Annotated in this window: 13 protein-coding genes; 6 read left to right on the top strand and 7 right to left on the bottom strand. The window is 61.0% G+C overall.

Features of this window, described 5'->3' with window-relative positions:
- Positions 1 to 106: 106 nt before the first annotated feature.
- From AC07OV_RS14330 to gcvH, 3 genes are all read left to right on the top strand, one after another.
- Positions 107 to 1,723 (top strand): ABC transporter permease, encoded by a 1,617-nt coding sequence (locus tag AC07OV_RS14330; RefSeq protein ID WP_176996857.1) that lies wholly within the window; start codon positions 107 to 109, stop codon positions 1,721 to 1,723.
- A gap of 156 nt (positions 1,724 to 1,879) precedes the next feature.
- Complete coding sequence (gcvT, locus tag AC07OV_RS14325) at positions 1,880 to 2,962, top strand: glycine cleavage system aminomethyltransferase GcvT (protein ID WP_495092444.1); 1,083 nt, start codon at positions 1,880 to 1,882, stop codon at positions 2,960 to 2,962.
- Between the two features lie 53 nt (positions 2,963 to 3,015).
- Positions 3,016 to 3,399, top strand: a complete 384-nt coding sequence (gene gcvH / locus AC07OV_RS14320; RefSeq protein WP_176996855.1) for a glycine cleavage system protein GcvH — start codon at positions 3,016 to 3,018, stop codon at positions 3,397 to 3,399.
- A gap of 100 nt (positions 3,400 to 3,499) precedes the next feature.
- On the opposite strand, the gene AC07OV_RS14315 is transcribed toward gcvH, so the two are convergent.
- The 6 genes from AC07OV_RS14315 to AC07OV_RS14290 form a co-directional block, all read right to left on the bottom strand.
- Complete coding sequence (locus AC07OV_RS14315; protein WP_178919961.1) at positions 3,500 to 4,639, bottom strand: DegT/DnrJ/EryC1/StrS family aminotransferase; 1,140 nt, start codon at positions 4,637 to 4,639, stop codon at positions 3,500 to 3,502.
- Positions 4,640 to 4,803: 164 nt separating this feature from the next.
- Positions 4,804 to 5,118, bottom strand: a complete 315-nt coding sequence (locus AC07OV_RS14310) for a DUF2388 domain-containing protein (protein ID WP_021492636.1) — start codon at positions 5,116 to 5,118, stop codon at positions 4,804 to 4,806.
- Positions 5,119 to 5,187: 69 nt separating this feature from the next.
- Entirely contained in the window at positions 5,188 to 5,634 is a 447-nt protein-coding gene (locus AC07OV_RS14305; protein WP_176996853.1) for an NfeD family protein, read from the bottom strand.
- A gap of 4 nt (positions 5,635 to 5,638) precedes the next feature.
- Positions 5,639 to 6,559 carry an SPFH domain-containing protein gene (locus tag AC07OV_RS14300; protein ID WP_176996852.1) on the bottom strand — a complete coding sequence of 307 codons (921 nt, stop codon included), beginning with the start codon at positions 6,557 to 6,559 and terminating at the stop codon, positions 5,639 to 5,641.
- Between the two features lie 77 nt (positions 6,560 to 6,636).
- On the bottom strand, positions 6,637 to 8,322 hold the full coding sequence (locus AC07OV_RS14295) for a GspE/PulE family protein (protein WP_495092443.1): 1,686 nt from the start codon (positions 8,320 to 8,322) through the stop codon (positions 6,637 to 6,639).
- Positions 8,323 to 8,406: 84 nt separating this feature from the next.
- Entirely contained in the window at positions 8,407 to 8,745 is a 339-nt protein-coding gene (locus AC07OV_RS14290; RefSeq protein ID WP_495092442.1) for an ACT-like domain-containing protein, read from the bottom strand.
- Positions 8,746 to 8,872: 127 nt separating this feature from the next.
- Between AC07OV_RS14290 and AC07OV_RS14285 the strand changes: the two genes are divergently transcribed.
- Positions 8,873 to 9,343 carry an Lrp/AsnC family transcriptional regulator gene (locus AC07OV_RS14285; RefSeq protein WP_007928270.1) on the top strand — a complete coding sequence of 157 codons (471 nt, stop codon included), beginning with the start codon at positions 8,873 to 8,875 and terminating at the stop codon, positions 9,341 to 9,343.
- An 84-nt stretch (positions 9,344 to 9,427) separates the two neighbouring features.
- Here the strand turns inward: AC07OV_RS14285 and AC07OV_RS14280 are convergent, their stop codons facing one another.
- The gene (locus AC07OV_RS14280; protein ID WP_176996849.1) at positions 9,428 to 10,795 is read right to left on the bottom strand and encodes a CYTH domain-containing protein; all 1,368 of its coding nucleotides are present in this window, start codon (positions 10,793 to 10,795) and stop codon (positions 9,428 to 9,430) included.
- 158 nt (positions 10,796 to 10,953) lie between these two features.
- Here AC07OV_RS14280 and argE point away from each other — a divergent pair, with 158 nt between their 5' ends.
- Together argE and argA are read left to right on the top strand one after the other, a co-directional pair.
- Entirely contained in the window at positions 10,954 to 12,102 is a 1,149-nt protein-coding gene (gene argE, locus AC07OV_RS14275; RefSeq protein WP_494996276.1) for an acetylornithine deacetylase, read from the top strand.
- Positions 12,103 to 12,237: 135 nt separating this feature from the next.
- Positions 12,238 to 13,536 (top strand): amino-acid N-acetyltransferase, encoded by a 1,299-nt coding sequence (gene argA / locus AC07OV_RS14270; protein ID WP_176996847.1) that lies wholly within the window; start codon positions 12,238 to 12,240, stop codon positions 13,534 to 13,536.
- The last annotated feature ends 58 nt before the right edge of the window (positions 13,537 to 13,594 follow it).

The following is a 13,594-nucleotide window of genomic DNA, read 5'->3' as shown; positions in this document are numbered from 1 at the left end:
GATGTACTGAGGTGTTTGTATCGCAGGCAAGCCAGCTCCCACACAAGCCAGCTCCCACATTGGTTAGCGGCGACTTTAAATTCTTCATAATTCTGAGAGCTTTTCCTTGGCCCACCCCGCCCAACGCCGCTGGTACCTGCCGGTCTTCACCGTCGCCGCCCTGGTGCTGCTGCCGCTGAGCGTGCTGTTGCTGTCCTGGCAAAGCATCGACCCACAGATCTGGTCCCACCTCTGGGACACCCAGATGCCGCGCCTGCTGGACAACACCCTGACGTTGGTGCTTGGCGTCGGCGTCGGCGTGACCCTCCTCGGCGTCAGCCTGGCCTGGCTTACCAGCCTCTGCGAATTCCCCGGTCGGCGCTGGCTCGATTGGGCATTGATGCTGCCGTTCGCCATCCCGGCCTATGTGCTGGCGTTTGTCTTCGTCGGCCTGCTGGACTTTGCCGGCCCTGTGCAAACCCTGTTGCGCGAATGGTTCGGCACCGGTCTGCGCCTGCCACGGGTGCGATCCACCAGCGGCGTGATCATCGTGCTGGTGCTGGTGTTCTACCCCTACGTCTACCTGCTGGCGCGCACGGCGTTCCTGGCCCAGGGCAAAGGCTTGATGGAAGCGGCACGGGTGCTTGGGCAATCGCCGTGGCGAGCGTTCTGGCACGTGGCCCTACCCATGGCACGGCCCGCCATCGGAGCCGGCGTGGCCTTGGCCTTGATGGAGACCCTGGCGGATTTCGGCGCGGTTTCGGTGTTCAACTTCGATACGTTCACCACGGCCATCTACAAGACCTGGTACGGCTTTTTCAGCCTGTCGAGTGCGGCACAGTTGGCCAGCCTGTTGCTGCTGGTGGTGATGCTGGTGCTCTATGGCGAACGCCGTGCCCGAGGGGCCAGCCGGCCGAGCAATGAGCGGCCACGGGGCAAGGCGTTGTATCACCTGCACGGGTTCAAGGCTGCTGCGGCGAGCACCTGGTGCGGCCTGGTATTCGCCTGTGCCTTTGTCATTCCGATGGTACAACTGGTGGCCTGGTTCTGGCAGCGCGGCCGGTTCGACCTGGATGAACGCTATTCGGGCCTGATCCTTCACACCCTGTACCTGGGCGGGATTGCCGCGCTGATCACGGTCAGCGTGGCGTTGATACTGGCCTTTGCCAACCGCCTGGCACCGACCCGGGCGATACGCTCCGGCATCAGCTTGGCCAACGTCGGTTATGCCTTGCCGGGCTCGGTGCTGGCCGTGTCGATCATGCTGGCGTTCAGTTACCTGGACCGTGAGCTGGTGGTGCCGCTGTCCGGTTGGCTCGGTGGTGCAGGCAAGCCGCTGTTGCTGGGCAGCCTGTCGGCGCTGGTACTGGCGTATCTGGTGCGCTTCCTGGCGGTGGCCTATGGGCCGCTGGAAAACAGCCTGGCGCGCATCCGGCCGTCATTACCGGAAGCCGCGCGCAGCCTTGGCGTGAGTGGGCCACGACTGTTTTGCAAAGTGTATCTGCCGTTATTGCTGCCGGGGACCCTGAGCGCCGCGTTGCTGGTGTTCGTGGACGTACTCAAGGAAATGCCCGCTACCTTGCTGATGCGCCCGTTTGGCTGGGACACCCTGGCGGTTCGCATCTTTGAAATGACCAGCGAAGGTGAATGGGCAAGGGCTTCGCTGCCGGCGCTGACGCTGGTGTTGGTGGGCCTGTTGCCGGTGATCGGGCTGATCCGTCGCTCTGCACGGCAAATCGGTTAGGTGCCAGTCCTACGGCTTGCGGCTACAATGCGCGGCATTCGGTGCGGTCCGTCTTTCGGATCGGGTCGCTGTGTGTGGCTGCAGGCCTTGTAATCAGAAGTGTCCAGCGCAAACGGCAACCCTGCGCACCTTCGCCAAGCCCGGAAGGAGAAACCCATGGGACAGCGTACGCCTTTGTATGACCTGCATCTCGCCCTCGGCGCGAAAATGGTCGATTTTGGCGGTTGGGATATGCCTCTGCACTACGGCTCGCAAGTTGAAGAACACCATCAGGTGCGACGCGACTGCGGGGTGTTCGATGTATCTCATATGACCGTGATCGATGTCACAGGCCCCCAGGCCAAGGAATGGCTCCAGCACTTGCTGGCCAATGATGTGGATCGTTTGCATGGCTGCGGCCGTGCGCTCTACAGCGCCATGCTCAACGAGCAGGGCGGCGTGGTGGATGACATGATCGTCTACCGAACCGACGACGGTTACCGACTGGTGGTTAACGCGGCCACCCGCGACCAGGACATGGCCTGGATGCAGGCGCAACTGGACAGCTACCAGGTGCAACTGCACGAGCGGCCCGAATTGGCCATGCTCGCCATTCAAGGCCCCCACGCCCGGCAGAAAATCGCCGAGCTGGTCACCCAATCGCGTAGCACCCTGATCCACCAGCTCAAGCCTTTCGAGGGCCAGGCCGACGGCGACTGGTTTATCGCCCGTACGGGCTACACCGGCGAAGACGGCCTGGAAATCGTACTGCCTGCCGATCAGGCCCCTGGTTTTTTCAACGACCTGGTGGGTGCTGGCATTTCACCCATTGGTCTTGGGGCGCGCGATACACTGCGCCTGGAAGCCGGCATGAACCTGTACGGCCAGGACATTCACCAGGATGTTTCACCGCTGGCGGCGAATATGGCCTGGAGCATCGCCTGGGAACCCGTCGAGCGAGACTTCATCGGCCGTGCCGCGCTGGAAGCGGAAAAAGCGGCCGGGGTACAGTTCAAACTGGTAGGGCTGGTACTGGAAGAACGTGGCGTTCTACGTGCCCACCAAGTGGTTCGCATCGCCAATGTTGGCGAAGGGGAGATCACCAGTGGTAGTTTCTCTCCTACGCTGAGCAAATCCATTGCCCTGGCGCGCGTACCGACGGCAACTGCCGATCGGGCCGAAGTGGAAATCCGCGGCAAGTGGTACCCGGTTCGAGTGGTCAAACCGACCTTCGTACGCCATGGCAAAACCCTGATCTAACCTATTTCCGGCAGGCCAAAGGCCGCTGACATTTCTTCTTGAGGACACAGACTATGAGCGATATCCCTGCCGACCTGCGTTTTGCCGAAAGTCACGAATGGGCCCGTCTGGAAGCGGACGGCACAGTGACCGTCGGTATTTCCGACCATGCCCAGGAAGCGTTGGGTGACGTGGTGTTTGTTGAATTGGCCGAAGTCGGCGCTCAGTTTGAGGCTGAAGGCCAGGCGGGTGTGGTTGAGTCGGTAAAGGCTGCTTCGGATATCTACGCACCAATTGCTGGCGAAGTAATTGCTGTCAACGAAGAGCTGAGCGGTAGCCCTGAGCTGTTGAACTCCGACCCTTACGGTGCGTGGATCTTCAAGCTCAAGCCGAGCAACCCGGCTGACCTGGAAAAACTGCTGGATGCAGCCGGCTACAAAGCCGCCATCGGCGAGTAACACCGCAATCTACTGTAGGAGCCGGCTTGCCGGCGATGGCGGCCTCAAGTTCGCTGCAATGCTTGAGGGCCTCATCGTCGGCAAGCCGGCTCCTACAGGGTCAGCGTTTCAATACCGCTTTTACGGCCGCCACCGACCGCTCCACATCAGCCTCTGTCATCGCCGTAAACATCGGCAACGACACGATCAAACGCCCCACCTTCTCCGCGACCGGGAACATGCCTTCCTTGAACCCCTGTGCCCGATAAAGGCTCAGCAGGTGGATCGGCGGGTAGTGGTAGCCAATACCCACGCCGTGAGCTTGCATCTGCTCCATGAAGGTGGCGCGGGCAGGCAGGCCATCCTGACGTTCCGGCAGTACCAGTTGGAACAGGTGCCAGTTGCTGTTTTCGAAATCTGCGGGCGGCAGTTGCGCGCCGTATTGCTCTTCGAAGTCACTGCCGAAGCATTTGAAGTAGTGTCGCGCCAGGTTCTGGCGGTGAGCGGTGATCTTTTCGATATGAGCGAACTGACCCAGGCCAATGGCGGCGGCGATGTCGGTCATGTTGAACTTGCCGCCCAGCACGTCCACGTCCAGGCCATCGAAGCCGGTGCGGGTAACGCCCTGCAGGCGATATTTTTCGGCCAGACGGGCTTCTTCGGCGTTGTTCAACACCAGGCAGCCACCTTCGGACGAGGTGATGTTCTTGTTGGCCTGGAAGCTGAACGACACGAAGTCGCCGGTCGCGCCAATGCGCTCGCCATCCCAGCTGGAACCCAGGGCTTGGGCGGCGTCTTCGACGATGCGCAGGTTGTACTTGTTGGCCAGTGCGTAAAGCATTGGCATGTCCAGCGGTAGGCCCGCCAGGTACACCGGAATGATTGCCTTGGTGCGCGGGGTGATTGCCGCCTCTACCTGAGCCAGGTCGATATTGCGGGTGACAGGGTCGATATCGGCAAACACGGGGGTGGCGCCCACTTCCAGAATCACGTTGGCCGTGGCAACCCAGGAAATCGGTGTGGTGATCACTTCATCGCCAGGGCCGATGCCCGCAATGCGCAGGGCAATTTCCATGGTGCAGGTGCCTGAGTTGAACGTGCGCACCGGGCGCCCACCAAAGTATTCCGACAACTGTGCCTCGAAGGCCTGCACTTTGGGACCGCTGGTGATCCAGCCTGAGCGCAATACATCGCCGACCGCCGAGATGGTGGCTTCATCAATGGTAGGTTTGGAAAACGGCAGAAAGGGCAGTTGGCTCATAACGACGAAGGCATCCGTTTCAGATTGGCGATGAGTGAGGGACGTATCAGTACCGGCATGGTTACATGACTCGACTGAATATAGCCTGTCGCCCGTGAACGATTCGTCATGTTGCGGACAAAAAAATGCCGCTTGAATAAGCGGCATTTTTTATGGGGCGTTTGTTACTCGGCCACAGCATTTTTCGCGAGGATGGCGTTGGCCAATTCCATATCCGTGGCTTGCAGGCCCGGATTGTCAGCGCGAACCTTCTGCATGGCTGCTTCCAGGTACGGGCCACGAATGCCGCCGTCGCTGGCAACGAAGCTGCCGGCGTCGTCTTGGGCGGCGACCACCAGCTTGTGGTCCTTGAAGGTCAGGTACGTCGAGCCGGTGGTGGCGCCCGAAGAGATGACATTGCGCCAGAAGCTGTCGGCCATGGCTGAACCGACAGGGAGGGAAAGCACAGCGAGGGTTGCGACAGCATATTTAAGACGCATGATGGGTGACTCCGGGTGGGTTATCTGTACTTTATGATTGTAGTAAGCCCAGCCGAGTTCCATCACTGACTAAACAGTTTCAACTGTTAAAACCACGCCATTCTGACCAATCACCCGTACTTGAGCGCCTACAGGGCTGTCCGGACCGGTTGCCATCCACACCCCATCACCGACTTTTATCTTGCCCCGGCCATCGACGATCGCCTGGTGCACCACAAAGACACGCCCCACCAGTTCCGAGCCGCGTTCGTTCAGCCCCGGCTGGTCGCTGGCCTTTGCGCTGCTGCGTTGGCGTTTCCACCAATACACGGCCGTCAATATCGACAGCACCGCGAACAACAGCAGTTGCCATTCCAGCCCAAGCGGCGGCACCAGGAACTTGATCACGCCCACCGCGGCCGCCGCGATACCCATCCACAGCAGGTAGCCGCCAGCGCCGAATACCTCCAGGATCAGCAGCACCGTGCCCAGTGCCAGCCAGTCCCAGAACGACAAGTGCTGCAGGAATTCCCACATGGCCTCAGCCTTTCTTGCTGTCGAAGGTGGCCTTGACGATCTCGCCGATGCCGCCCACGGCGCCAATCACCTGGCTGGCGTCCAGCGGCATCAGGATGACCTTGCTGTTGTTGGCTGACGCCAGCTTGCCCAGGGCGTCGATGTATTTCTGCGCCACGAAGTAGTTGACCGCCTGCACGTTGCCCGACGCGATGGCTTCCGACACGACCTGCGTCGCGCGAGCTTCCGCTTCGGCCTGGCGTTCACGGGCTTCGGATTCAAGGAAAGCCGCCTGTCGGCTACCTTCAGCCTCAAGGATCTGTGCCTGCTTCTTGCCTTCGGCGGTCAGGATCGCCGAGGCGCGCAGGCCTTCGGCTTCCAGAATCTGCGCACGCTTGATCCGTTCGGCTTTCATCTGGCCGGACATGGCGGCCATCAGGTCGGCAGGCGGGCTGATGTCCTTGATCTCGATACGGGTGATCTTGATGCCCCACGGCGCGGTGGCTTCATCCACGGTTTTCAGCAGTTTTTCGTTGATGCCGTCGCGCTGGCTGAGCATGGCGTCCAGCTCCATGGAGCCCAGCACGGTACGGATATTGGTTTGCAGCAGGTTGCGGATGGCATGTTCGAGGTTATTGACCTCGTAGGCGGCCTGGGCGGTGTTGACCACCTGGAAGAAACACACGGCATCGATCTGCACGGTGGCGTTGTCGGCAGTGATGACTTCCTGGGGCGGAATATCCAGCACGCTCTCCATCACGTTGATCTTGCGGCCGATGCGGTCCATGACCGGGATGATGATGTTGAGGCCGGGCTTGAGGGTGTTGGTGTAGCGACCGAAACGTTCGACGGTCCACTGGTAGCCCTGCGGCACCACCTTGAAGCCCATGAACAGGATGGCCACGGCCAGGCCCACAAAAAGAAGCAGTACGGTTCCGATCTGCATAACGATTCCCTATCTGAAAGTGTCAGTGAAACGACGTTCGGCCGATTGTAACGGTCTCGTCACGGATAAGAACGGTTTCATGCCCCGGCAATCAAAGGATTTGTTTCTGAATCCCCAGGCGTTACGCGCAAGACTTCAGCCAGGGTGGTAAGGCCGGCATTCATCTTGTCGATACCGGCCATGCGCAGGCTGCACATGCCTTGTTCAAGCGCCGCGCGGCGCAGCGCCTGTATATCGGCACCGGGCGTGATAAAGCCCTTGAGCGCTTCGTCCACCACCATGATTTCATAGAGGCCGGCCCGGCCCCGGTAGCCACTGTCACGACACTCCGCGCACCCGACCGCCTCATGGGCTTCAGTGTCTTTCACAGCGCGTTTGCAGTGAGGGCACAACACCCTCACCAGCCGCTGCGCCATCACGCCTATCAGCGTAGCCTTGATTAAATAATGAGCAATTCCCAGCTCTTGCAAGCGACTGATGGCGCTGGGGGCATCGTTGGTGTGCAGGGTCGACAGCACCAAATGCCCGGTCAGTGCGGCCTGGATCGCCATTTCTGCGGTTTCCTGATCACGAATCTCCCCGATCATGATGATGTCCGGGTCTTGTCGCAGCAGGGCGCGAATGCCGCTGGCGAAGGTCAGGTCGATGTTGTGCTGTACCTGCATCTGGTTGAAGGCGGGCTCGACCATTTCGATCGGGTCTTCCACCGTGCACAGGTTGACCTCGCGGGTCGCCAGTTGCTTGAGCGTGGTGTAGAGGGTGCTGGTCTTGCCCGACCCCGTTGGCCCGGTGACGAGGATGATGCCATTGGCCTGCCGAGTCATGGCGTGCCAGCGTTGTTGGTCATCGGTAGACAAACCCAACTGGTCAAAATCCTTGAGCAGGACCTGTGGGTCGAAAATGCGCATCACCAGTTTTTCGCCAAACGCAGTGGGCAAGGTGGACAGGCGCAGTTCCACCTCGGTGCCTGTGGGGCTCTTGGTCTTGACTCGCCCATCCTGGGGTTTGCGCTTTTCTGCCACATTCATCCGGCCCAGGCTTTTGAGGCGGCTGACCACGGCCATGGTGACTTGGGGCGGGAATTGGTAGACATCATGCAATAACCCATCGATGCGAAAACGCACGCGGCCCTGGTCGCGGCAGGGTTCGATGTGGATATCGCTGGCCCGCTGGCCGAAGGCGTATTGCAGCAGCCAGTCGACGATATTGACGATATGCGCGTCATTGGCATCGGGCTCCTTGTCGTGGGCGCCGAGGTTGAGCAGTTCGGCAGTGCCAGGCACAGCAGACTTTTGATCGGCACCGCTGACCGACTTGGCCAAGCGGTAAAACTCGCCGATGCAGCGCCGTATGTCCTGTGGGTTGGCGACCACGCGTTTGATCGAACGCTTGAGCACCTGTGCCAGGCCGGCTTCCCAGGCGGTGATGCCGGGCTGGGCGCTGGCGATGGTCACGGTGTGCGCGTCCACGGCCACCGCGAGAATGGTGTGGCGTAAAGCGAAAGCGTGGGACATCAATGGCACCACGGTCGCCGCGTCGATCTTCAACGGGTCGATGCGCAGATAAGGCTGCCCAACGTGCCGGGCAAGCCATTGCGTCAGGGTTTCCAGGCAAGGCCCCTGTGCTGCAATGCACTCCAAGGGGTGCAACGCATTGTTGGCGGGTAGCGCAGACAACTGCCGGGCGGTTTCGGGTGTTATCACGCCGCTGTCGACCATGGCGGGTAATAGTCGATGCAGTTCCAAAGGTTGATCAGCGGGCATTACACGTTTCCTGGGTAGGCTTGGGGCGTAAACCCAGGCTAGTCAGCCCCTGACTCAGCGCCTCCCGGCTTGTATTGCAGGCTTTTACAGCGCGACGGCTACCCGCTCTTGAGGCTCCGCGGAATCAGCTGCCCACAGTTCCAGGCTGCACACGCTGATCACATTTCGAATCTTTTCACCGATCACCTGGGCCCGGTGCCAGCTTAGGTCATTCATCACGATATCCACGCTCAGTAGGTCGTCCTCGCGGTTCACCTGGACCTGGCTGGGCGTCAGGAACTGCAGTGCAAAATAGTTGAGCACGCGGCACAGCACGTCCGGCTCAGCTTCGGCGACGATGCGGTAATGCGCCTGGCAATGCGCGCTGTTGACGGCCCACGCATCGACGCGGGTGGCGGGGTGGATGGTTTCGACGGCGTGCATGCTGACTCTCCAGATTCGACTGGAGAAATTTTTACATTCGGCACGGGAGATTTCTTATCTAAGATCGGCCATATTGGCCGCTATATGAATCACTCAATTCAATATGTCGGCAATCAAAGGTATTTTTATGCATAGCGAGCTGGACGCCTACGACCGTCGCATCCTGGCCCTGCTGCAAGAGGACGCCTCGCTGTCCAGTGCGCAGATCGCCGAGCAGGTGGGCCTGTCTCAATCGCCGTGCTGGCGGCGTATCCAGCGGCTCAAGGAGGAGGGGGTGATCCGTGGCCAGGTGACCTTGCTTGATCGCAAGAAGATCGGCCTCAACACGCAGATCTTCGCCGAGGTCAAACTCAACGCCCACGGTCGGTCCAACTTCACTGAATTCACCGAGGCGATTCGCGGTTTTCCGGAAGTGCTGGAGTGCTATGTGCTGATGGGGGCGGTGGATTTTCTGCTGCGCATCGTGACGGCGGATATCGAGGCGTACGAGCGGTTTTTCTTTGAGAAACTGTCGATGGTGCCGGGGATCCAGGAGGTCAATTCGATTGTGGCGCTGTCGGAGATCAAGTCCACCACGAGCCTGCCAGTGTTGCGCTGACAGGCTGGGCCCTATCGCCCGCAAGCGGGCTCCTACACGGTAAACCCAATCCCTGTAGGAACCGGCTTGCCGGCGATAGCGATCTTACAGGCGCAACAAAGTCTTCCAGGCCCGGTTCTGGTACACCGCAATCGCTTGATGCATCCGCGCATCCAGCGACTCATCGGTGATCAGCTGGTTGGCCAGTTGCGCCAACTTGTTCAGCTCGCCGTACAAACGGTCCAGCTCCGGAATGTCCACCACATGGCGCGCATGGTGCAGCCAGGCCTGAATGCGTTCGATACGTGGCAGTTGCTCGGCCAGGTCTTCCGGCTGCTGCTGGTAGCGCGGCAGTTGCAGGGCGACGGCGTCGTCTGCCAGCAGGCGCGGCAGCCAGTTGGTGATTTGTGCAGCGCCCTGGCGATTGCCACGCACGTTGCGGTCGGCGGTCCAGGTACGGGCCAGCAACCAGCGGGAGGCGTTCAGCGAGAACAGGCCCCAACGCACGTCGTCCAATTCTTCGATGAATTGTTCTGGTGCGGCTTTGCGAATGTCTTCGTCGTCGTCACCGGCTTGTACCAGCGGGCGCCAGTCTTCCAGCAGGGCATCGAGTGCGCTGCGCAGTTCACTGGTGGACTGACGAGGTGCAGCTTGACCGAGGCTGCCGACCAGGGCGCGCAGTTCGCCCAGGTTGTCGACCCAGTCCTTCAGCAGGCGCCAGTGGCCATTGAAACGGTATTGTTCGGCCAGGCGCTGGCTGCTGCCGAGCAGGTGCCACATGATGGCGGCGAAAGCGTCGTCCAGCGGCATTTCGGCGTGCAGCTCAGGTGCCGGCAGGCTCAGGGAGTAGCTGCTGGCGTCGTACAGGCGGTAGCCGCGCTCGGCCTTGCTGATGTCGCAGGGCATCAGGGCCAGGGTGGCGGCCAGTTCGGCGGCCAGTTCCAGTAGGGCAGCCGGTTCGCCTTCACGCAATTCCAGCTCCAGCTCGCAGATTTCTTCTTTCTGCTTGCCGACCACCACGTGGCCCAGGTCCAAGGCCGCTTCGATAACCACCTTGGCCTTGCCACGGCCCCAGGCGATTTCGGCGCGCTCACGCACGAAGTCGGTGGTGAAGATCGGCTTAAGGGTCTTTTTGTCCAGCTCGGCCAGTTGCTCGGGCCAGCATTCGCCGTCCAGCTTCTTCACGTCGAGCTTGGCTTTGGGCAGGTCCCAGTTGTACTCGTTGCGTTCCGACAAGCCGGCGACGCTCTGGCCACGGGTCTTGAGGGTCTGGATGATGTCGTCACCGTCCTTGCGCAGGCGCAGGGCGACTTTGGCCTGGGCCAGGTCGCGCTCGGGGGTGTCGAAATACTGGTTCATCAACTCACGGCGTTCCCAGCCACTTTTGTTGCGTTTTTTCAGTAGCGGGTGCTCACGCAGCGCGGCGAGGGTCTCGCGGCTGACGCGGAGCTTGATTTCGGTTTCTTTTTGCATGGCCGGAACATCCAGGATCGGGAGCGCAGCCGGGGAAAAGAGTGGCTGCCAAGGTCGTGCAGTGTACAGGACTGAGCCCGGCAACGCGCCGCAACGGTTTATTGTGTCGTGCAGATGGCTCTATAGTGGGGCTCATCCGGGAAGTTGAGAGACCGCGCATGCCATTACCGTCCATGAAAGAGCAGTTCGCCGCGCTGATTGCTGCGCCGTCGGTCAGTTGCACCCAGGCGTCTCTCGACCAGACCAACCGCCCGGTGATCGATTTGCTTGCCAGTTGGCTGGGCGACCTGGGATTTGCCATCGACATCCAGCAGGTCAGCCCTGGCAAGTTCAACCTGCTGGCCAGTTTCGGCAGTGGCCCGGGTGGGCTGGTGTTGGCAGGTCACAGCGATACGGTTCCTTACGACGCCGCGCTGTGGAAGACCGACCCGCTCAAGCTGACGGAAGTCGACGGCCGCTGGGTAGGACTGGGCAGTTGCGACATGAAGGGCTTTTTCGCCCTGGCCATCGAAGCGGTGTTGCCGCTGCTGGATCAACCGTTCAAGCAACCGCTATTGATCCTCGCTACCTGTGATGAAGAAAGCTCCATGTCCGGCGCTCGTGCGCTGGCTGAGGCGGGGCGGCCACTGGGGCGTGCGGCGGTGATCGGCGAGCCTACCGGCCTCAAGCCGATCCGCCTGCACAAGGGCGTGATGATGGAACGCATCGACATTCTGGGCCAGAGTGGCCATTCGTCGGATCCGAGCCTGGGCCACAGCGCACTTGAAGCCATGCACGACGCCATCGGCGAACTGCGCGGCCTGCGCCTGGCCTGGCAGCGCGAGTACCGTAACCCGCAATTCAGCGTACCCCAGCCGACCATGAATTTCGGTTGTATCCACGGTGGCGACAACCCCAACCGTATCTGCGGCCAGTGCTCCCTGGAATTCGACCTGCGCCCCCTGCCGGGCATGGACCCCCAGGTGCTACGCGATGCGATCCGGCAGAAGCTGCAACCCTTGGCCGAGCGTCATCAGGTCAAGATCGACTACGCGCCGTTGTTCCCCGAAGTGCCCCCGTTCGAACAGCCCGAAGACGCCGAACTGGTGCGTGTGGCTGAACGTTTGACCGGTCATCGTGCCGAAGCAGTAGCGTTCGGCACCGAAGCGCCTTATCTTCAGCGCCTTGGGTGTGAAACCCTGGTGCTTGGCCCTGGCGACATCGCCTGTGCCCATCAGCCGGGCGAGTACCTCGAAATGTCACGCTTGACGCCTACAGTGCGTCTATTGCGGGAACTGATCGAACACTACTGCCTGAAACCCGCATAAATTAACCCCAACCTGTTCGTACATAGAAAGGAGAGTGAGCGTGTCGCCAAGCCTGTTCCGACGATAACCATCAGCCCGCTGTGCGCTTTCACGATTCATCCTTTTCGGCTGCTTTTTATTACAGGCCCAGGTGTTATGCCCGACTACGTAAATTGGCTTCGTCACGCTTCGCCCTACATCAATGCCCACCGCGACTGCACCTTTGTGGTCATGCTCCCGGGCGACGGTGTGGAACACCCCAACTTCGGCAATATCGTCCACGACCTGGTGCTGCTCCACAGCCTGGGCGTGCGGCTGGTGCTGGTCCATGGTTCGCGCCCACAGATCGAAACCCGTCTTGAAGCACGCGGCCTGACCCCGGCTTACCACGAAGGCTTGCGCATCACCGATGCCGCAACGCTGGAGTGTGTGATCGACGCGGTCGGCCACTTGCGGATTGCCATTGAAGCGCGCCTGTCCATGGACATGGCCTCCTCGCCGATGCAGGGCTCGCGCCTGCGGGTGGCCAGCGGCAACCTGGTGACGGCGCGGCCGATCGGCGTGCTTGAAGGGGTGGACTACCACCACACCGGCGAAGTGCGTCGGGTCGACCGCAAGGGCATCAATCGCCTGCTGGATGAACGCTCCATCGTGCTGTTGTCGCCTCTGGGTTATTCGCCTACCGGTGAGATTTTCAACCTGGCCTGCGAAGACGTCGCCACGCGCGCCGCCATCGACCTGGGCGCCGACAAACTGCTGCTGTTCGGCGCCGATTTAGGCCTGATTGATGAACATGGTCGTCTGGTGCGCGAGTTGCGCCCGCAACAAGTGCCGGCGCACCTGCAGCGCCTGGGCAGCAACTATCAAGCCGAACTGTTGGACGCGGCAGCCGAGGCGTGCCGGGGCGGGGTAGGGCGCAGCCACATCGTGAGCTACGCCGAAGACGGTGCTTTGCTCACCGAGCTGTTTACCCGGGACGGCGGCGGTACGCTGGTGGCCCAGGAACAATTCGAGCAGGTACGCGAAGCGGCGATTGAAGATGTCGGTGGTTTGCTCGATCTGATCAGCCCGCTGGAAGAGCAGGGCATCCTGGTGCGTCGCTCGCGGGAAGTGCTGGAGCGTGAGATCGAACAATTCAGCGTGGTGGAGCGCGAAGGCATGATCATCGCCTGTGCGGCGCTGTATCAGATCGCGGATTCGGACGCGGGCGAGCTGGCGTGCCTGGCGGTCAACCCGGAGTACCGTCATGGTGCGCGGGGTGATGTGTTGCTGGAGCGCATCGAGACCCGGGCGCGGGCGCAGGGTTTGAAAACCTTGTTCGTTCTCACCACTCGTACCGCCCACTGGTTCCGTGAGCGTGGTTTTGAGCCGAGCAGCGTGGACCGCCTGCCGTCGGCGCGGGCGTCGCTGTACAACTACCAGCGTAACTCGAAGATTTTCGAAAAGGCTTTGTAACCCACAATTGTGTAGGAGCCGGCTTGCCGGCGATGGCGCCCTTGAAAGTGCCATCGCC

The sequence above is a fragment of the Pseudomonas sp. GW821-FHT09A09 genome (genome assembly GCF_059418405.1).
Note: the sequence above shows the minus strand (reverse complement) of the source record. Positions and strands in the feature narration are given on the sequence as shown.